At 61.4% G+C, this 19,584-nt stretch carries 17 protein-coding genes; 13 read left to right on the top strand and 4 right to left on the bottom strand.

The features are described 5' to 3' along the window. Positions 1-117 precede the first annotated feature (117 nt). Entirely contained in the window at positions 118-3,210 is a 3,093-nt protein-coding gene (locus F2P47_RS02110; RefSeq protein WP_152214515.1) for an efflux RND transporter permease subunit, read from the bottom strand. Beyond that, the gene (locus F2P47_RS02105) at positions 3,207-4,319 is read right to left on the bottom strand and encodes an efflux RND transporter periplasmic adaptor subunit (protein WP_152214514.1); all 1,113 of its coding nucleotides are present in this window, start codon (positions 4,317-4,319) and stop codon (positions 3,207-3,209) included. Before F2P47_RS02105 ends, F2P47_RS02110 begins: the two co-directional genes overlap by 4 nt. 144 nt (positions 4,320-4,463) lie before the next feature. On the opposite strand from F2P47_RS02105, the gene F2P47_RS02100 reads away from it, so the two are divergent. Continuing rightward, positions 4,464-5,138 carry a TetR/AcrR family transcriptional regulator gene (locus F2P47_RS02100; RefSeq protein WP_185680897.1) on the top strand — a complete coding sequence of 225 codons (675 nt, stop codon included), beginning with the start codon at positions 4,464-4,466 and terminating at the stop codon, positions 5,136-5,138. Here the strand turns inward: F2P47_RS02100 and F2P47_RS02095 are convergent. After that, complete coding sequence (locus F2P47_RS02095; RefSeq protein ID WP_152214512.1) at positions 5,114-5,905, bottom strand: DODA-type extradiol aromatic ring-opening family dioxygenase; 792 nt, start codon at positions 5,903-5,905, stop codon at positions 5,114-5,116. The two genes, F2P47_RS02100 and F2P47_RS02095, sit on opposite strands and share 25 nt — an antisense overlap. 189 nt (positions 5,906-6,094) lie before the next feature. On the opposite strand from F2P47_RS02095, the gene F2P47_RS02090 reads away from it, so the two are divergent. The 11 genes from F2P47_RS02090 to F2P47_RS02040 all read left to right on the top strand — a co-directional run bounded on the left by F2P47_RS02090 (position 6,095) and on the right by F2P47_RS02040 (position 17,556). Continuing rightward, the gene (locus tag F2P47_RS02090; protein ID WP_152214511.1) at positions 6,095-6,784 is read left to right on the top strand and encodes a TetR/AcrR family transcriptional regulator; all 690 of its coding nucleotides are present in this window, start codon (positions 6,095-6,097) and stop codon (positions 6,782-6,784) included. Next, on the top strand, positions 6,781-7,701 hold the full coding sequence (locus tag F2P47_RS02085; protein ID WP_152214510.1) for a VOC family protein: 921 nt from the start codon (positions 6,781-6,783) through the stop codon (positions 7,699-7,701). Before F2P47_RS02090 ends, F2P47_RS02085 begins: the two co-directional genes overlap by 4 nt. A gap of 34 nt (positions 7,702-7,735) precedes the next feature. Continuing rightward, complete coding sequence (locus tag F2P47_RS02080) at positions 7,736-8,608, top strand: fumarylacetoacetate hydrolase family protein (protein ID WP_152214509.1); 873 nt, start codon at positions 7,736-7,738, stop codon at positions 8,606-8,608. A 26-nt stretch (positions 8,609-8,634) separates the two neighbouring features. Beyond that, positions 8,635-10,137, top strand: coding sequence for a bifunctional 3-(3-hydroxy-phenyl)propionate/3-hydroxycinnamic acid hydroxylase (locus tag F2P47_RS02075; protein WP_152214508.1), 1,503 nt, complete (start codon positions 8,635-8,637; stop codon positions 10,135-10,137). A gap of 229 nt (positions 10,138-10,366) precedes the next feature. Then, positions 10,367-10,807 carry an RrF2 family transcriptional regulator gene (locus F2P47_RS02070; protein WP_152214507.1) on the top strand — a complete coding sequence of 147 codons (441 nt, stop codon included), beginning with the start codon at positions 10,367-10,369 and terminating at the stop codon, positions 10,805-10,807. Positions 10,808-10,982: 175 nt separating this feature from the next. After that, a complete protein-coding gene (locus F2P47_RS02065) occupies positions 10,983-12,002 on the top strand; it encodes a sulfate ABC transporter substrate-binding protein (protein WP_152214506.1) in 1,020 nt (339 codons plus the stop codon). Positions 12,003-12,278: 276 nt separating this feature from the next. Continuing rightward, positions 12,279-13,139, top strand: coding sequence for a sulfate ABC transporter permease subunit CysT (cysT, locus tag F2P47_RS02060; RefSeq protein WP_152214505.1), 861 nt, complete (start codon positions 12,279-12,281; stop codon positions 13,137-13,139). Positions 13,140-13,148: 9 nt separating this feature from the next. Further along, a complete protein-coding gene (gene cysW / locus F2P47_RS02055) occupies positions 13,149-14,012 on the top strand; it encodes a sulfate ABC transporter permease subunit CysW (RefSeq protein ID WP_152214504.1) in 864 nt (287 codons plus the stop codon). A gap of 58 nt (positions 14,013-14,070) precedes the next feature. Then, positions 14,071-15,129, top strand: a complete 1,059-nt coding sequence (locus F2P47_RS02050) for a sulfate/molybdate ABC transporter ATP-binding protein (protein ID WP_152214775.1) — start codon at positions 14,071-14,073, stop codon at positions 15,127-15,129. 359 nt (positions 15,130-15,488) lie between these two features. Next, positions 15,489-16,661, top strand: coding sequence for an acetyl-CoA C-acetyltransferase (locus F2P47_RS02045; RefSeq protein ID WP_152214503.1), 1,173 nt, complete (start codon positions 15,489-15,491; stop codon positions 16,659-16,661). 163 nt (positions 16,662-16,824) lie between these two features. Continuing rightward, positions 16,825-17,556: a MerR family transcriptional regulator gene (locus F2P47_RS02040; protein WP_185680896.1), complete on the top strand. Its 732-nt coding sequence runs from the start codon at positions 16,825-16,827 to the stop codon at positions 17,554-17,556. A 15-nt stretch (positions 17,557-17,571) separates the two neighbouring features. On the opposite strand, the gene F2P47_RS02035 is transcribed toward F2P47_RS02040, so the two are convergent. Next, positions 17,572-18,696 carry an ABC transporter ATP-binding protein gene (locus tag F2P47_RS02035; RefSeq protein WP_152214501.1) on the bottom strand — a complete coding sequence of 375 codons (1,125 nt, stop codon included), beginning with the start codon at positions 18,694-18,696 and terminating at the stop codon, positions 17,572-17,574. Between the two features lie 191 nt (positions 18,697-18,887). On the opposite strand from F2P47_RS02035, the gene F2P47_RS02030 reads away from it, so the two are divergent. Further along, entirely contained in the window at positions 18,888-19,574 is a 687-nt protein-coding gene (locus tag F2P47_RS02030; protein WP_152214500.1) for a glutathione S-transferase family protein, read from the top strand. The last annotated feature ends 10 nt before the right edge of the window (positions 19,575-19,584 follow it).

The raw sequence follows: 19,584 nt of genomic DNA, 5'->3' as shown, positions 1-19,584 counted from the left end.
TAGCGCGCTCGTCCTGACAGCATGATGTCAGGAGCCTCCGAGGGGCAGGGGCGCACAGAAGCAAAAGGGCCGCCTTCAAGGCAGCCCTTTCTTTCATCAGTCCCATCGGCGGAAATTTCACGCCTGTTCAGTCACACCGTCCATCGCCACTTCGCTTTCGTCGCCGAGATTGGTGGGCGCCAGCAGCAGATACATGGCGGGCGTCACCAGACGGGAGAGGAAAGTCGAGGAGAGCAGGCCACCGATGATGACCCAGGCAAGCGGCGAATAAAGGCCGGAGCCCTGAAGCGCGAGCGGCAGAAGCCCGCCGACCGCCGTCGCGGAGGTCAGCAGCACCGGCAGGAAGCGGATTTCGCCCGCCTGCTCGATTGCCTCGGCGAGCGGCGTTCCCGCCTTCCGCAGCTGGTTGGTGAAGTCGACCAGCAGGATCGAGTTCTTGATCTCAATACCGATGAGGGCGATGAAGCCGATCACTGCGGTGAAAGAGAGCGAATAGCCGGAGGCGAGCAGGGACATGATGCCGCCGAAAATACCAAGCGGGATGACACCTGCCACGACCAGTGTCGCGCGGAAGGAGTGGAACTCGAGGATGAGCACGGCGAGAATGCCACAGATCGCGATCAGGATAGCGGTGAGGAGTCCGCTGAAGCTCTTGGTCGCCGCCTCCGCCTCGCCGCCTTTGCGGAAGTCGTAGCCGGGCGGAATCGGCACCGATTTCAGCCGTTCGAAAATATCGGCCGTGACCTTGGCGGTATTGTATCCAGTCTGCGTATAGGCGGTAATGGTTACCAGACGCTCGCGATTGTAGCGGTCGATGCGGCTAGGACCGGAATCGAGATGCGGCGAGGTGAGCAGGCCAAGCGGCAGGGAATTGCCGTCGGCGGTCGGCACATAGACCTTGCTCAGGGCGTCCAGCGCATGATGTTTGTCGAGCGGTAGGCGCACCGTGATCTTGTACTGCTCACCGTTCGTCTCGCGATACCAGCCCGCAGTCTCGCCGACGATGGCGAGCCGCACCGTGCGGTCGATCTGTCCGGTCGGCACATTCATCATTGCCGCCTTCTCGCTATTGATGCCGAGATTGAGGTCGGTCCGGTCGAGCTGCATCGGATTGAATACGTCGCGCGTACCGGGTGTCTCCTCAATGATCCGCGAAACCCCGGCGGCGATCTCCTTGAGCACCTTGAGGTTCGGGCCGACGATGCGCACCGCAACCGGCGCTTCAATGGGCGGCCCGTTCTGGAAGACGCGCAGGATGATCTGGGCGCCGGGATAGCGGGCGAATTCGGCACGCAGATCATCGAACATGCGCGGCGTTTTCACCTCGTTGAACTCGCGAATTTCCGCAAAGACTTCCGCCATGTCGGCGCGCGTCTCCATCGATCGCACATTGTAGTAGATCTGCGGATTGGCGTGGCCGAGGTTGGACATGGTCCAAAGAATCTCGGGACGCCCTTTCAACACGCTTTCGACATAGAGAAGCGCGCGCTTCGTTTCCTCCTGCCCGGTTCCCTGCGGCGTCTCGATCTGAACGAGGAACTGGCGGCTGTCGGCGGCGGGGAAGAGGCTGAAGCCGATAACCGGAACGAGCGAAAGACTCGCGAAACAGATGGCCAGCGCACCGATCACGGACGTTTTCGGATTAGCGAGCGCCCGATGGAGCAGTGGACGATAGAAGCGGTGGATGCCACCCATCACCGCGCGCAAGAAGATGTTTCCTTCCGGATGCGCCTTGTCGCTCAGAAGGCGGCTCGACAGAAACGGAATGATCGTCAGCGAGACGAAGAGCGAGGCGATGATTGTCACGGTGACGGCGACGGGCAGCGAGCGCGTGAATTTGCCCGCGCCTTCCGGCAACGAAAGAAGCGGCAGGAAGGCGAAGAGCAGCGCAGCCGTGCAACCAACCACGGCGACCGAGATTTGCGATGTCGCCGCGACGGCGGCTTCGAGGCGCTTCTTGCCCTGCCGCAAATGGCGCTCGATGTTTTCCACCACCACGATGGAGTCGTCGACGAGGAGGCCGAGCGCGAGAACGAAGCCTGCGATCGAGAGCTGGTTGAGCGAGTAGCCGCCAAACTCCATCATTGAGAGGCCGATCGCCAGCGAGAGCGGGATCGACACCATGACGACCACGGCGGCGCGGAGGCCTAGCGGCAACAGCGTGATGAGGACGAGGCCGACCGCGATGGCGAAGTCGCGATAGAGATGGCTCAGGCGATCATGCACCGAGACGGACTGGTCGAAGGCGCGTTTGAGTTCGATGTCCTTGGGCAGGCGCGGCTCGAAGCGATCGAGCACTTTGTAAATGCCGTTGCGCACCTCGAAGACGTTCTGGTTTTCCTTCTGGTTCGCGGTGATGAAGACAGCCCGCCTGCCATTGTACCAGGCAAGGTGGCCAGCCTCTTCCTGCGCCCATGAGACATCGGCCACGTCGCCGATCTTCACGATGCGCCCATCATAGGCGCCGATCACGGTATCGCGGATCTGGTCGAGGCTCTTGTAGCCGCCCGTCGTCTTGATATTGAAGCGCCGCGCGCCTGCATTGACCGGGCCACCCGGAATGTCGCTGCTTTCCGCGCCGATGGCGTTCGCGATCGCCGTTACGGGAATCTTCAGGCTGGCGAGCCTGCCGAAATTCACCGCGACGCGGACTTCCGAAGCGGGTAAGCCCCAGATTTTCGTTTCGCGCACGCCGGGCGCGCGGTCGATCTCGTCGCGCAGATCCTTGGCCACGTCTTCGAGTTCGCGCGCAGGCGCCGTCTCGCTGACCAGGGCCACCTGCACCATGTTGGTCAGCGATGACCGGAACTTGTCGACCTGAAGCACCTGAATGCCCGAAGGCAGGCTGCTGCGCAGCGCGTTGATCTCGCGCACGACATCGTCATAACGCTTGTCGGGATCGGGCGTCGACCAGTTGAACTGTACGCTGATGCTGGCCACGCCGTCCTCGGCGCGGCTGACGATGTTTTCGAGATCGTCGAGCCCGTTCACCGCATCCTCGATGGGCCGCACGATCAGCTTTTCCATATCGGCCGGGTCGGCGCCCGGCATCACCACGGTCACGACCGCATAGGGGATCGGGAAGTCCGGGTCTTCCGCACGGGGAATGCTGTTGAAGGTGTTGACGCCCATCATGGCCAGAAGACCGAACAGGACGAGCGTAAATTGCCAGTTGCGGACGAAGAAGCCGCTGATCTTGCCGAGGATCATGTGCGGGGCCTCGCCACCGGTTGTTCGGCGGCGAGATCGGTCACGACCTTCACCTTCACGCCATCGCGCAGATAGGGCGCGCCGGCGCTGACGACCTGAGCGCCCGCGGAGAGTCCGTCAGTGATGACGACTTCCTCGCCGGAGATGGTGCCCACGGAAACGCGGGCGAGCCGCACCGTCGATTTGGCGGGGTCAAAGACATAAATGGTCGCCGTCGAGCCGTGGCCTTCGAGGATGGCGGAGGCGGGGATGGCCAGATGCTGCTCGGTCTTGTCGCTTCCGGCCTTGGGCGCAGGCGCGATCCGGGCTTCGCCCATGAAGCCACTTTCGGCACCCGAGGGCACGCCTTCTAGCGCGATCTCGACTTCGAATGTGCCGGTGTGAGCGTCGCTCATTGCCGAGAGCCGCCGGATCGTGCCGGAGACCGGCTTTTGCGGGAATGCGTCGAGCGTCACCTCTGCATGGTCGCCAATGGCGAGGCGGGCGACGTCGCGGTCGCTGAGGCCCGCCTTGAGGATGTAGCCCTCGCTACCCTGGCTCACGGTGAGAACGGGCGCGCCGGGGGCGATGATCTCGTTGATGTCCGCGTGGCGTGTCAGCACGATGCCGTCTGCCGGAGCGACGATGCTGGCGAGGCTGCGGTCGAACTCCACGCGCTGGCGATCGGCTACCGCCATGTCATAGGCGCTCTTCGCGTCCTGAACCTTTTGCTGGCTGACGAAGCCCTTGGCAAGCAGGGGCTCGATGCGGGCGAGATCGCGTCTGGCCTTTTCGACCGCATAGGCGGCGCGGGAGGCCTCGGCGTTGATTTCGCGCTGGTCGAGCTCCGCGAGGAGCTGCCCCTTGGTTACGCGGTCGCCGGTATCGGCCTTCAGCGTCTTGATGAGGCCGCCGATCTTGAAGGAGAGCGCCGCTTCCTTGTCGGAGCGCAGCTGGCCATAAGCGACGACGTCCTGGCTTTCCGGGGCGGTGCGCGCAGTGGCGAGAAGTACCGGGACGCCGCTTTCGACCTGGGTGGTTGTCTTGTCTTCCTTCTTGCCGCAGGCGCCGAGCGCCGCAGCCAGGCTCAGCGCGGTCACCGCACCGAGCGCTATTCGCGAAAACGACATAGCCAACCCCTCTTTTCTACTGAACAGTGTTTATTTAGTCTGCTGCGGCGGCTGGTCAAGCCCTCCCGAACGGTGTTAGTTAGGCCCATGCCAGCGAAACCCGCCAAAAACGCAGCGTCAGCCCGCAAAGCGGCGAAAAGTGTGTTGCCGCGGCGCATACGCCGCCTGTCGCCTGCCGAAAGGCGCCTCCAGATCATCGATGCGGCGAGGGCGCTGTTCGCCGAGGGCGGGCTTGCGCAGGTCACGATGCGGAATATTGCTCGCCATGTCGGTATTACGCAGGCGGCGATCTATCAGCACTTCGAGGACAAGGAGGCGGTCCTTTTCGCGATTGCGGACGGCTTTTTTGCCCAGTTGATCGAGCGGATGCAGGAGCGGCTCACGGAGGATATGGAGCCGCTCGACCGGCTCCGGACCATGATGCGCGGCTATATCGAGGCCGGACTTGCCCGACCGGAGGAATACCGGCTGGTTTTCATGACCGATATTCCGGGCTTCAGGCGCGAGGGCGGCCTGCGCGTGGGGCCTGGCGACAACACCGAGCCGACCACGGGCCAGCTTGCTTTCGGTTTTCTCGAGGAGCAGGTGAGGGTGCTTCTGAAGGCCAGACTTATCAGGCCGGGCGATGCCGAAATCACGGCGGAAGCCATATGGGCCGCGGGGCACGGGGTCGTTTCCCTGCTCATCACCCATGTCGGCTTTCTCTGGGCGCCAGAAAAGCTCATCGATGCCCAGATCGAAATGATCTTCAACGGCATTCTGCCCGACGACAGCCTTGCCCGGCGCAAAGCACCTCAGGCGAGATCGCCGAAGGCGTAAGCGTCCATCCCGAGTGACCCATAGGTGAAGCTGTGGTGGAGCCGGGTTGCGGCTTCATCCGGCAGGCTCGCGCCAAGCGCGACGAAAAAGGGCAGGAAATGCTCATCTGTCGGGTGAGCACGCACGGCATTGGGCGCAAGCTCGCGATAGTGCAGAAGCTCGTCGATGGCGTGGGTTTCCACCTTTTCGTAGATCCATTCGGTGAAGGCGGAGGCCCATTCGACGGGCGCTGCATCGGGTTCGGGGCGCGCAATATCGCGCAGATTATGCGTGATCGAGCCCGAGCCGATGATCATCACGCCCTCGTCGCGCAACGGGCGCAGCGCTTGTCCAAGCTTGTAGTGCCATTCCGGGCTTTGATGCGGCGAGAGCGAGAGCTGCACCAACGGAATGTCCGCATGCGGATTCATCAGGATCAGCGGCATCCATGCGCCATGGTCGAAGCCGCGCTCCGGGTCGCCGGCGGGCGCAAAGCCCTGCGCGGCGAGAAGGTCGGCCACGCGGGCGGCCAGCGCGGGCGCACCGGGAGCAGGATAGGTCAGCCGGTAGAGCGCCTGCGGGAAGCCGTAGAAATCATGGATTGTACCGGGCGCGGCGCCCGTGGTCAGAGTTGGGCGATCCTCTTCGTAATGAGCCGAAATAACCAGAAAGGCCTTCGGCTCGCGCAGCTTCGGCGCAAGATCGAGGAAAAATTGCCGGGCCGGCACGTCCTCGAAGGCGATCATGGGCGAGCCGTGAGAGAGGAAAAGCGCTGGTGTGCGTGACATGGCTTCAATCCGTGGTCGGGCCGATGGAATGGTCGGCCGCTGCCTGGAATATGGGTCTTTCACGCATATCGCGCCAGCCTGCCCGTGGGCAACGGACTGTTGCCGCCCGGGAGGAAATGTTGGCGGAGGGTTAAGGTTGACTAAACAGTCATTTATTGACTAAATAGTCAAGTCGAGGGAGTGAGCGATATGGCTGCCAGACGAACGCCGGAGGAAAAGCCCGTGGAACATGGCTCGCGCCGTCGCGAGCGCATGCGGGCCGTGCTTGTCGAAGCGGCGACCCGGCTCTTTGCGGCACAGGGCGTGGATGCCACGACCATCGATGAAATTGTCGATCTCGCGGGCGTCGCCAAGGGCACCTTCTACAATTACTTCACCGACCGTGCGGATATTGCCGTTGCTGTCGCCTCCGCGATCCGCCGTGAGTTCAATGAAGGTGTCGCGGAGCTCAATGAAGGCATTGCTGATCCGGCGGAACGCGTATCGCGCGGTGTCAGGCTGTTTCTCTATCTCGTCGTCCGGGATCCCGTACGAGCCCGACTGTTGTCGCGGATCTATGAAGGCGGTGTCGATATCGCCAAATCGGGCAACCAGCATTTGCTCGGCGATCTGCGCGAAGGCGTGGAGCTTGGCCGTATTCAAGTGCCGAGTCTCGAGGTCGCGCTTCATCTCGTCGTCGCGCTCGGCACGGCCGGTATGCGCCACCTGCTCGACAAGGGAGCAGGTCCCGAAATTTTGCGCGGCGAAGGTTACGCCCATGAAGTCGCGACAGTGCTTCTGCAGGGTCTCGGCCTCCGCCGGGCCGATATCGTCCGCATTCTCGCGCGTCCCTTCGATGCCTCGCATCTCACGCTTTCAAACAGGGGAGAACGGCTATGATCCGCGTTGCAGACATTGCCTATGTTCGTTTTCGTGCGCCAGACCTCGATCAGATGGAAACATTCCTCGGCGAGTTCGGCATGGTCTGCGCCGACCGCAATGAACAAATGCTTCACATGCGTGGAAGTGACACGCGGCCCTTCGTCCATGTGACGGTGAAGGGCGAAGCGGGCTTCGACGGCCTCGCCTTTCAAGCAGAAAGCCTCGATGACCTTCAACGTCTCGCCGATGCGGAGGGCGTGGCGGTCGAAGATCACGAAGCGCCGGGCGCCGGCAAAATCGTGCGCCTGCGTGATCCGGATGGCTTTCTCGTCGAAGTCGTTGCGGGTGAAAATCGCGCCGCACAGCTTCCCGTCTTGCGCCATCCAGTGCTCAATGAAGGCGAAGCGCGGCGCCGCATGGGCGAACCGCTGCGCATCTCTGGCGGGCCTTCGCAGGTGAAGCGGCTAGGCCATTGCGTGATCAACGTTACCGATTTTCGCAAGAGCGAGGATTGGTACAAAAGCCGTTTCGGCCTTGTGACATCGGATGAAATCGAACTCGCGCCGGACATGGCGTTGGGCGCATTCCTGCGCTGCGATCGCGGCAAGATGCATGTCGATCATCACACGCTGTTTCTCGTCGGCACGGGCCAGCCGGGATTCAACCATGCGGCTTTCGAGGTCGCCAATTTCGACGACCTGATGGCCGGACACGATCATCTCGCGAAGGCAGGCCGTCGCCATGAATGGGGCGTCGGGCGTCACCTGCTCGGAAGCCAGATTTTCGATTACTGGCGCGACCCCTGGGGACACACGGTCGAGCACTGGACCGATGGCGATCTCTTCAACAATGAGACGCCGCCGAACAAGGCGGGGCTCGCCGAACTGATGGCCGCGCAATGGGGGCCCGATGCGCCACCCACCATGGGCAGCTGATCTCTACATTCACTTTCGCAAGAGGACTAGGCATATGAAACTCGCAACCTTCACGCATCAGGGCCGCACACGCATCGGCCTCGTTCGCGATCAGGGCATCGTCGATCTCTCCGTCACCGCGCCTGCTCTTCCGCAGGAAATGACGGCGTTTCTCGAGGCGGGCAACGCTGCGATGAAGGCGGCGCGCGACGTGACGGCCTCGGCGTCGGCGATTCCGCTTTCCGAAGTCACGCTGCGCGCGCCGGTGCTGAAGCCCGGCAAGATTCTCGCCATCGGCCTCAACTATCGCGACCACGTCGAGGAAAGCGGCATGCCGCTGCCTGAAAACCAGGTCTGGTTCAACAAGCAGCATAATTGCGCGCAGGATCCGTATGGCGCGATCGATCTGCCGGTCGTCTCGACCATGCTCGATTACGAAGCCGAGATGTGCTTCGTCATCGGCAAGCGCTGCCGTCATGTACCGGTCGAGCGCGCGCATGAGGTGATCGCCGGCTATTTCGTCGGCAACGATGTCAGCGTGCGCGACTGGCAGCTCCGCACCAACACATGGCAGATCGGCAAGAGCTTCGACACCCATGGACCCATGGGGCCCTGGATCGTCACGCCCGACGAGGTCGGCAATCCACACGCGCTCGACATCAAGTGCTGGGTCAACGGCGAATTGCGCCAGAACTCCAACACGAAGCACCTGATCTTCAATTGCTTCGATCAGGTGGCGCATCTCACGCAGGCCTTCACGCTCGAACCGGGCGACGTGATCTTCAGTGGCACGTCGGGCGGCGTCGGCATCGCGATGAAGCCGCCTGTCTTCCTGAAGGCTGGCGACGTGGTGAAAGTCGAGATCGAAAAGCTCGGCTACATCGAAAACAGCGTCGTGGCGGAAAAGGGCGAAACGGTTATCGCCTGAGGCGGGACTATCGGGGAGGGAAGAAAATGGAAAAGACCGATGTGCTGATTTCTGGGCTCGGTCCGGTGGGGGCGGCTCTCGCGGTTTATCTCGGTCGTCTCGGCATCTCGGTGATGGCGATCGATCGCGACACGAGCGTCTATCCGATGCCGCGCGCGGCGCATCTCGACCACGAAACCATGCGTCTTCTCCATCTGGCCGGCGGCGCCGAGGCGGTGTCACAGGCGAGCCAGCCACTTTCGGCCTATGAGTTCCGCTCGCGCGATGGCTCGTTACTGATGGGTTTCAAGCCGGGCGAGGTCACGACCGCGACGGGCTTTCCACAAAGCTCCATGTTTCATCAACCGACTCTCGAACATGCGCTGCGCGCGCGGCTTGGTGAGATTTCAGGCGTTTCGGCGAGGCTCGGTCATGCGCTCACGTCCTATAGCGCGAGCGACGATGGCGTCATTGCCGGGATTGCGGGGCCACACGGCGCCTATGACGTCGAGGCTAAATATCTCATCGGTTGCGATGGCGGGCAGAGCATTGTGCGGCGCATCGCGCGCATCGAGCTTGACGACATGGGTTTCGACGAGCCGTGGCTCGTGATCGATGCCCGTCTGAAAGATGGGCGTGAACGCCTCACCACCATCGGATTGCAGCATTGCGATCCCCGGCGTCCCGTCACCTCCGTGCCGATGTCACCGGGCCGACATCGCTGGGAATTCATGCTGCGTCCGGGCGAAACGCCGGAAGAGGTCGTCGGCGACGAATTCATCGACGATCTGCTCGGGCCATTCGTCGATCCGGCCTCCGTCGAGATCGACCGCCGCGCCGTCTATCGCTTCCATGCCGTCATCGCGAAGGAATGGCGTAAGGGGCGCGTGATGCTTGCGGGTGATGCGGCGCACCAGATGCCGCCCTTTCTCGGGCAGGGGCTTTGCTCCGGCACGCGCGATGCCGCCAACCTCGCATGGAAACTCGCTGCTGTTCTTCAGGGGCGTGCAGACGAGGCGTTGCTGGATACCTATCAGGCGGAGCGCGAGCCGCATGTGCGGGCCATCACGGAGATGGCGGTTTTCATGGGCAAAGTCGTCTGTACGCAGAATGAAAAGGAGGCGGCCGCCCGCGACCGCGACATGCTATCGAAGCCGGAAGGCGAGCGGTTTGTGGTGATGCCCGATACGATCGGGCTCGCGAGCGGCGTCCAGCGCGGCGATGTGCTGGCTGGCACCATCTTCCCTGAGCCTTGGCTCGAAACTGGCGAAGGTCGAAAGAGGCTTGACGATGTCGCAGGCCTCGCGCCTATCCTTCTCTTCCGCGACGGCGGCGAGGCGGCTGCGTCTTCTTTCCGCGCCGGAGGGGGCTTTGCCATGGCGCTCTCCGATCCTTCTCTTCTGGATGAAGGCGATCGGGTTAAATCCACGCTCGCGGATTCCGAGGCCGTACTCGTTCGCCCGGACCGCTATGTGTTTGGCAGGGGAGAGGCGAGGAATCTCCTCGCGGCCTGGAACGCTTATCTCGCGTCCGGTACTTCGCCCGCCTGAGGCTCCACTGCTATATCGACGTCCTTTCGGCATTCTGAAATCCGGTGATTTATCGCTGGTTTCGGAATGCCGTCGCTTTTGTCATAATCGACTGGGTCGATAGAGACACAAGAGCTTCTGTAAAACAACAAATATAAACTGTAATTAAACAGTGATTCCTGCCAATTAGTGTAAATATCTGGTTGACATCGTGGATCGCGTTTAACTACCTATTAGACAGATAGACAAAATGCTTTCGCAAAAAGCCAAATACGCACTCAAAGCCATGCTCGCTCTCGCCAACCAGGAAAACGGGGAACTGCTGCAGGCCGGCGATATCGCCGAGCAGCAGAACGTACCTCGCAAGTTTCTCGAGCTGATCCTGCTGGAACTGCGCAAGCAGGGGCTCGTGCATAGCCATCGTGGCAAGCATGGCGGCTATACGCTGGCAAAACCGGCTGACACGATCACCTTCGGGCAGATCGTGCGGATCATGGATGGCCCGCTCGCGCCCATTCCCTGCGCGAGCCTCACGCGCTACCGCCGCTGTGTCGATTGCGCGGACGAAAAGGCCTGCGCCATCCGCCGTGCGATGCGCCAGGTGCGCGATTCCGCCGCCGAGATTCTCGACGGTCTGACGCTGGAGCAGGCTCGCCGCGGGGCAGCACATGCCGAGTCGCTCACAACCTGAGTAAAAAATTTTGACATTTAACTCTAGTGATTTGATCGAAATGAAAGTGGATTTTGAAGAGTTTCCCCTTCACATGCCGGGGCCGGAATCTCGCCGTCATGAATGGCGGCGAGTTCCAACGGTTACGCAAACCCCGAATGGCCAAGTATTCTCATGCCGACAGAGAGGACCGATCATGACCCTCGATACCTTGTCGAAAAAAGCGGCGCTGCTTCTCGGCGCTTTGCTCCTCCTCATCGCATCGGCGTTCGAAGTGCGCGCCGATACAACTCTGCTCAATGTTTCCTACGATCCGACACGTGAGCTCTATGAGGCTGTGAACAAGGAGTTCGCCGCCGACTGGAAGGCGAAGACCGGCGAGACCGTCAACATTCGTCAGTCGCATGGCGGGTCCGGCAAGCAGGCCCGCGCCGTGATCGACGGTCTGTCCGCGGATGTGGTCACGCTGGCACTTGCGGCGGATATCGACCAGATCGCGGCGCTGAGCGGCAAGTTGCCAATCAGCTGGCAATCGCGTCTTCCGAACAACAGCTCGCCCTATACCTCGACGATCAATTTCGTCGTGCGCAAGGGTAACCCCAAGGGCATCAAGGATTGGAACGATCTGGTGAAGCCGGGCGTCGCCGTCATCACGCCGAATCCGAAGACCTCGGGCGGAGCGCGCTGGAACTTCCTCGCTGCCTGGGCCTATGCCGACAAGGCATTCGGCGGCGACCAGGCGAAGATCCGGGAATTCATCACCGCTCTCTACAAGAACGTGCCCGTGCTCGATACCGGCGCCCGCGGTTCGACGACGACTTTCGCGCAGCGTGGCCTTGGCGACGTGCTGATCAACTGGGAAAATGAATCCTATCTGATCCTGAAGCAGTTCCCGGACCAGTTCGAGGTCGTCTATCCGTCGATCTCCATTCTCACCGAACCGCCCGTCGCCCTGATCGATGACAACGCCGACAGCAACGGCACGCGCAAGGTGGCGGAGGCCTATCTGAGGTTTCTCTACACGCCCCAGGCGCAGAAGCTCGCCGCTGCGAATTTCTATCGCCCGCGCGATACCGCGGCTGCCGACCCAAAAGATCTCGCGCGCTTTCCTGCCATTGAACTCGTGACCATCGACGGGAAGTTCGGCGGCTGGCGCAAGGCACAGAAACTCTATTTCGGCGACGGCGGCATCTTCGACCAGATCTACAGGCCCTGACGAGCCGCGCTGCTCACTTCACCTTTCCGCTCGATCGATTTTCGAACACGGCTCGAGCCGAAGGAATCCTTCCCGCTTTCGAATGGAGGCGCGGAAGACAATTACAGCGTCGGGCTCAACTCGTGCCCAAACAATTACCTATGCTTTCTTGTGGATGGCGTGTGCTTCGACGCCAAAAAATCCAGCGTGAAGAGCGAGGGCGACCCAATCGTTACGCGCCTCGGCGTTATCTGGTAAATCTGTCGACCCATTGAATGACCGTGTGAGTGTTCTGCCATGAGCCTTGCCATTTTGACAGAGCGATTGCCGCGACGGGCACCTTCGGTGATGCCCGGCTTCGGCCTGACCCTCGGCTTCTCGATGGCCTATCTCGGGCTCATCGTGCTCATTCCGCTCGCAGGCGTCTTCATCCGGTCGGCGGGTCTTGGCTGGTCGGGTTTCTGGGAACTCGCTTCCGATGAGAGAACAGTGGCCGCCCTGAAGCTCAGCTTCGGGGCGGCGCTGGCCGGCGCCGCGGTCAATGCGATTGCCGGACTTCTCGTCGCCTGGGTACTGGTGCGTTACAGCTTTCCCGGACGGCGACTCGTCGACGCCGCGATCGATCTTCCTTTCGCTTTGCCGACCGCTGTTTCGGGCCTTGCGCTCGCCGCGCTATATGCGCCGAATGGATGGATCGGCTCGCTTCTTGCCGATGTCGGAATCAGGGTCGCCTTCACGCCGCTCGGCGTTGTCGTCGCCTGTGTCTTCATCGGCCTTCCTTTCGTCGTGCGCACGCTGCAGCCGGTCCTCAACGATCTTGAACCCGAACTCGAGGAAGCGGCCGCCACGCTCGGAGCGACGCGCTTCCAGACTGTCTTGCGTGTGATCTTTCCGGCGCTGCTGCCGCCGCTGCTCACCGGCTTCGCGCTCGCCTTCGCACGCGCGGTCGGTGAATATGGTTCGATCATCTTCATTGCGGGCAATCTTCCCTACAAGTCCGAGATCGCGCCGCTGCTCATCATCATCAGACTCGAAGAATTCAACTATGGCGGGGCGACAGCGGTCGCGACGGTCATGCTGTTGCTTTCCTTCATTGTTCTTCTGATCGTCAATCTGCTGCAGGCCTGGAGCAGGCGGCGCACCGGCTTTGCGAGCTGAGGAAAGATCATGGCCGATAACACAAAGAGAGAAGCCGGATCGCCGATCAGCGAGAGCCCGCTCGCCAAGTGGACGCTCATCGGATTGGCGATAGTCTATCTTGCTGCCTTTCTCGTCCTGCCGCTCGTTGTCGTCTTCGTTGAGGCGCTGCGCCATGGGCTTCAGGCCTATTTTGCCGCGCTGATCGAACCCGATGCGTTGTCGGCCATCCGGCTCACGCTCATCGTTTCCGCGATCGCGGTTCCAGCCAATGTTGTCTTCGGGCTTGCTGCCTCATGGGCCATTGCGAAGTTCGAGTTTCCGGCGAAGAGCTTTCTGATCACCCTGATCGATCTTCCCTTCTCGGTCTCGCCCGTTATCTCGGGTCTTGTCTATGTGCTGCTTTTCGGCGCGCAGGGCTTTTTGGGGCCGTGGCTCGTTGCGCATCACATCCAGATCATCTTTGCCGTGCCGGGCATCGTGCTTGCAACGATCTTCGTTACCTTTCCCTTCGTCGCGCGTCAGCTCATTCCAATCATGCAGGCGCAAGGCAATGACGATGAGGAAGCCGCGCTGTCGCTCGGCGCCGGCGGTTTCCGCACCTTCTGGAGCGTTACGCTTCCGAATGTGAAATGGGCGCTGCTTTATGGCGTGCTGCTCTGCAATGCGCGCGCCATGGGCGAATTCGGTGCCGTCTCGGTCGTGTCCGGACATATTCGCGGCCTCACCAACACCATGCCGCTTCATGTGGAGATTCTCTACAATGAGTACAATTTCGTTGCAGCCTTTGCGGTTGCCTCGCTTCTGGCTCTCCTCGCGCTCGTCACCCTCGTTCTCAAGACCGTCCTCGAATGGCGCTACGGTCGTGAGCTTGCCGCGGCGGGGGGGCACTGATCGCGTGACGACGGAACAACGTGATACGCGCGACGACGCGCGACCGAACCAGTCGCCCGTGCGCATCGACGTCGAGGATCTGCGCAAGAGCTTCGGCAGCTTCGCGGCTCTCAATGGCGTTTCGCTTACCGTTCGGCCGGGCGAGCTTCTGGCGTTGCTCGGGCCGTCGGGCTCGGGCAAGACGACGCTTCTGCGCGCCATTGCCGGTCTTTCGTCGCCGGATGAAGGACGCATCCACTTTCACGGCGTCGATGCGACAAATCTCAGCCTGCGCGAGCGGCGCGTCGGATTCGTCTTCCAGCAATACGCACTCTTCCGGCACATGACGGTGTTCGACAACATCGCCTTCGGCCTGCGGGTACGGCCCCGGGCCGAGCGTCCACGCGAGCGCGAGATCGCGCGGCGTGTACGTCGTTTGCTTGAGCTGGTGCAGCTTCAGGGGCTCGACAAGCGCTTCCCGAGCCAGCTCTCGGGCGGCCAGCGGCAGCGCGTAGCGCTCGCCCGCGCTCTCGCCATCGAGCCGACCGTTCTGCTGCTTGACGAGCCTTTCGGCGCGCTCGACGCTAAGGTCCGCAAGGATCTGCGCCGCTGGCTCCGCCAGATTCACCATGAGACGGGCCTCACCACGATTTTTGTCACACATGATCAGGAAGAGGCGCTGGAGCTCGCCGACCGCGTCGTCATCATGAGTCGAGGCCAGATCGATCAGATCGGAACGCCGAGCGAAATTTATGATGATCCGGCGACGCCTTTCGTCTGCGAGTTTCTGGGCAATGTCACGCGCGTCGACACCGTGCTCAAGGATGGCGAAGCGGAAGTGCTGGGCAGCGTGCTGCCGGTGCCGGATGGTGAGACCTATCGCGACGGCCCGGCGGTGGCATATGTGCGTGGCCACGAACTCGAGATCGTCTCGCGCGATCAGCCGGGTGGCGCGCCCGCGACGGTTCGCGCGGTCCGGCCCTTCGGCGCTTCGGTGACGATCGAACTCGATGTCGAGGGCCGTGCGGAGCCCATCGAAGCGGAAGTGCCGCGCGAGCTTTTCGAGGTGGGTGAGGTGCGTGAGGGGCGGCAGGTGCGTGTGCGGGCGATCGCCGCGCGCATCTTCAAGCGCGACTGAAATTCGCGTCAGCGACAATGTGAAAATATGACGGGGGCCGACGGCCCCCGTTCTCATTTGCGTGTTCTCATTTGTTCCATGGCGGCGGTCTGGCGCTTCGTTCGGGTCTGCGCAAATTTGAGCAGCAGGGAGCGGGGTGACGCAGCCGCCGTTCCCCTACGTCAAGATGGCTTGCCCATAAAATTGGCTTGGATATTGGCTTTTCGGCACGATATGGGAATGAGGAGTGGCGGCGCAGACCCTGCGCGGTGAACAAGCGTTCCCGCATGTCCGGTCTGGCGGCCAGGCGAAACCATATTTCGTAACACCCGGTCGAAAGCCTTTGACGGCGAACGATCGGTTCTCACAGGGAGTTCACCATGGCTGAAGCTTATATCGTAGCGGCGGCACGCACCGCCGGTGGCCGCAAGGGCGGCAAACTGAAGGATTGGCACCCCGTCGATCTCGGCGCGCAGGTCGTCAACGCGCTCGTCGATCGCACGGGCATCGATCCGGCCCTCGTCGAAGACGCGATCTGGGGTTGCGTCGGTCAGGCCGGCGAGCAGGGCATGAATGTCGCGCGTAACGTCGTCATGGCATCGAAGCTTCCCGAAAGCGTTCCGGGCACGTCGGTCGACCGTCAGTGCGGCTCCTCGCAGCAGGCGATCCACTTTGCCGCGCAGGCCGTGATGTCGGGCGCGATGGACATCGTCGTCGCGGGCGGCGTCGAAAGCATGACGCGCGTTCCGATGGGTCTTCCGATCTCGCTTCCGGCGAAGAACGGCTTCGGCATTTATATGAGCCCGGAACTTCAGCACAAGTACCCTGGCATCCAGTTCAACCAGTTCACCGGCGCCGAAATGATGGCGAAGAAGTACGGCCTGACGAAGGACGTGCTCGACGAGTTCGCCTTCAAGAGCCACCAGAAGGCGATTGCCGCGACACAGGCCGGCGCTTTCAACAACGAGATCGTGCCGCTCGAAGTCACGACCGCGGAAGGCAACAAGGAAATCCACAAGGCCGACGAAGGCATCCGCTATGACGCGAGCCTTGAGGCGATCAAGGGCGTGAAGCTTCTCGTCGAAGGCGGCGCGCTGACGGCTGCCAGCTCGAGCCAGATCTGCGACGGCGCCTCGGGCGTCCTCGTCGTCAACGAGAAGGGCCTGAAGCAGCTCGGCGTGAAGCCGCTCGCGCGCATCCACCACATGACGGTGGTTGGCGGCGATCCGGTCATCATGCTCGAAGCGCCGATCCCGGGCACGCTGCAGGCGCTGAAGAAGGCCGGCATGAAGATCGAGGATATCGATCTTTATGAGGTCAACGAAGCCTTCGCGTCGGTCCCGGTTGCCTGGCTGCAGCAGACGGGCGCCGATCCGGAGAAGCTCAACGTGAATGGCGGCGCCATCGCGCTCGGCCACCCGCTCGGCGGTTCAGGTGCGAAGCTCATGGCGACGCTCATCCATGCGCTCCATGCTCGTGGCAAGCGCTATGGTCTCCAGACCATGTGCGAAGGTGGCGGCCTCGCCAATGTGACGATCGTCGAGCGCCTCTAAAAGCATCATTTGTATGCATGCGGAAGGGCGGAGCTTAATGCTCCGCCCTTTTTTGTTGGCTTGGCACCGTTCGCTTTTCTTTCTTGCTTATTATGCAGTCCCACCTCGGACGATATTTGGTAGACTGTACGCAAATGGTCTACGGAGGGGTGCCGATTTGCGAATGAAGATGAAGGAGCTGGAGCGGGAGACCGGGGTAGGGCGTGAGACCATTCGCTTTTATATCCGGGAGGGGCTGCTGCCCGAGCCGGAGCGGCCGAAGCGCAATGTTGCGACCTATGGGCGCGAGCATGTCGCGCGGCTGAAACTTATCCGCAAGCTACAGCAAGAGCGCTTTCTGCCTCTCAGCATCATCAAGACCCTCGTCGAGGCCCATGCGGAAGGCCGGTCGCGCGAGCTCGAGGCATTTGTCGGGCTCGAAAAGAATGTGGGCCCGCTTCTCAGTGAATCTATCAGTCATGCTCCGCAAAAGCTCGATGATGTCTGTGCACAGACGAATATCGGCATTGACGATATTCGTGATCTCGCGAGCTTCGGTTATGTAACGATCGATGCCCGGGAAGATGGCGAATGGCTGAATCGGCGCAATGTACGCCTCGTCGAACTTATCGGCGAATGCCGCGCTGCGGGGTTTACCGATGAGGAGGCCTCGTACCGGAACGAGCATTTCCGTATCTATGTGCAGATGATGGATGCTGTCGCCAAATACGAAGTCTCGCTGTTCTATCGCAATCTTGCCAGCCGCATCGGCTCGCAGGAGGCAGCGGAACTCGCGGCGCGTGGCATTCGTCTCGTCAACGAGATCCTGCCGATTCTGCGCACGGAGAAGCTCATTCGGGAAATGACGCGAGTGAGCGAGAGCGGAATGCTCGATGAGGACAGTAGCGAGGGTTGAAGTGCGGCCGGGCGCTCAGGCGCCCAGCACCAGCGTGTCGCCTTTCTTCCAGTAGAGCCAGTATTTCTCGTCCCTCTTGAACGTGAATTCCTCGATGTCGCGCGAGATGTTACCGATATCGGCGAGCAGCGTTGTGCCCCCACCAATATGGAAGAAGACATTGCTGAAGCTGCCGTAATAGGCGACCTCGCCCACTTCGCCGCGCACGATGACGAGGTCCGGATTTTCCGGCTTCGTCTCAGAAACGAAAATCTTTTCCGGCCTGATGGCCAGCCCCACGTCGCCCTCGACATTGCCGGCAAGGTCAAGCTCGCCGATATTCGGCGCCTCGACCTTCACGCGGTTTTCTCCGTTGCGCGTGGCCTTGGCGTTGATGAGATTGATCTTGCCGATGAAATCCGCAACGAAGCGGCTATTGGGATATTCGTAAAGCTGCGCCGGGCTTGCCACCTGGCGTACCTTGCCGGCATTCATGACCGCTATGCGGTTGGCCATCGACAGCGCTTCCGACTGGTCATGTGTGACGATGACGAAGGTGATGCCGACGGTCGCCTGCAGATGCACCAGTTCGAGCTGCATCGCCTCGCGGAGTTTCGCGTCGAGCGCGGAGAGCGGCTCGTCGAGCAGGAGCACCGAGGGGCGCTTGACGAGGGCGCGGGCGAGCGCGACGCGCTGCCGCTGGCCGCCAGACATTTCGTTCGGCATGCGCTTGCCGAAGCCGCCCAGCTTGACGAGTTCGAGTGCTTCCTCGACGCGCTGCTTGATTTCCGAGTTCGGCCGTCCGTCCATCCGCAGGCCATAGCCGACATTCTTTTCGACCGACATGTGGGGGAACACGGCATAGGACTGGAAGACCATGTTCACAGGCCGCTTGTTCGGGGCGACGGTCGCCATGTCGTGGCCGTCGATCAGAACCTGTCCGCTGGTCGGTGTTTCGAAACCTGCGAGCATGCGCAGAAGCGTGGTCTTCCCGCAGCCGGAGGGCCCGAGCAGCGCGAAGAACTCGCCGCGTCCGACCGTCAGGTTCACGTCATCGACTGCCTTCATGCCTCCAGGGAAGATTTTCGAGACATTCTTGATCTCGATGATCGGCTTTCCAATTCCGGCGTCAGAGACTGGTGCGGACTTGGTTTGTTCCATTAAGGCCATGATGCTTTGTCGTCCCGCGAGATGATGGTGTCGAGCCGAGCCCAGCAAGGCGCGTGCCGGGAGCCCGATCAGTCTTCAATGGTTTTTGGATCAAGGCAAGGCTGGGCCGCACAAAAGCTCTTGTCGCATCGTCGGCGCATCACGAGATATGCTGCCTGATCGAAATGACCGGGAGGAAACAAATGATCGATCTCTATACCGCCTCGACGCCAAATGGCTGGAAAGCCTCGATTGCGCTTGAGGAACTGGCCCTGCCTTACGAGGTTCATCCGATCAGCCTGTCCAAGAATGAGCAGAAGGAAGAGTGGTTCCTGAAGATCTGCCCGAACGGGCGTATCCCGGCGATCGTGGATCGCGACGCGGATAACTTCGCGGTATTCGAATCGGGCGCGATTCTGATCTATCTTGCCGAAAAAACCGGCAGGTTGATGCCGACCGATGCGAAGGGCCGGTCGCTGGTCATTCAGTGGTTGATGTTCCAGATGGGCGGCATCGGGCCGATGATGGGGCAGGCCAATGTCTTCTTCCGATATTTCCCTGAAAAGATTCAAGCCGCTATCGACCGCTATCAGAACGAGACAAAGCGCCTCTTCACCGTGCTCGACGGGCGTCTGAAGGAGCATGAATATCTCGCGGGCGATTATTCGATCGCCGATATTGCCAACTGGTCCTGGGTGCGAACGCATAAATGGTCCGGAGTTGAAATCGACGACCTGCCGCATCTGAGCCGCTGGGTAGAGGCGATCGCCGCGCGCCCGGCCGCGCAGAAGGGCATTGCGATCCCCGTCGATCTCAAGACGCTGCAGGAAGGCGATGGCCAGGGCGCGAAGAAGTTCGCCGAGGAAGCCCTGAAGATGGTGCAGCGCTGAAGCACCCGTC

The organism is Parvibaculum sedimenti (assembly GCF_009184905.1).
Taxonomy (GTDB): Bacteria; Pseudomonadota; Alphaproteobacteria; order Parvibaculales; family Parvibaculaceae; genus Parvibaculum; species Parvibaculum sedimenti.
Note: the sequence above shows the minus strand (reverse complement) of the source record. Positions and strands in the feature narration are given on the sequence as shown.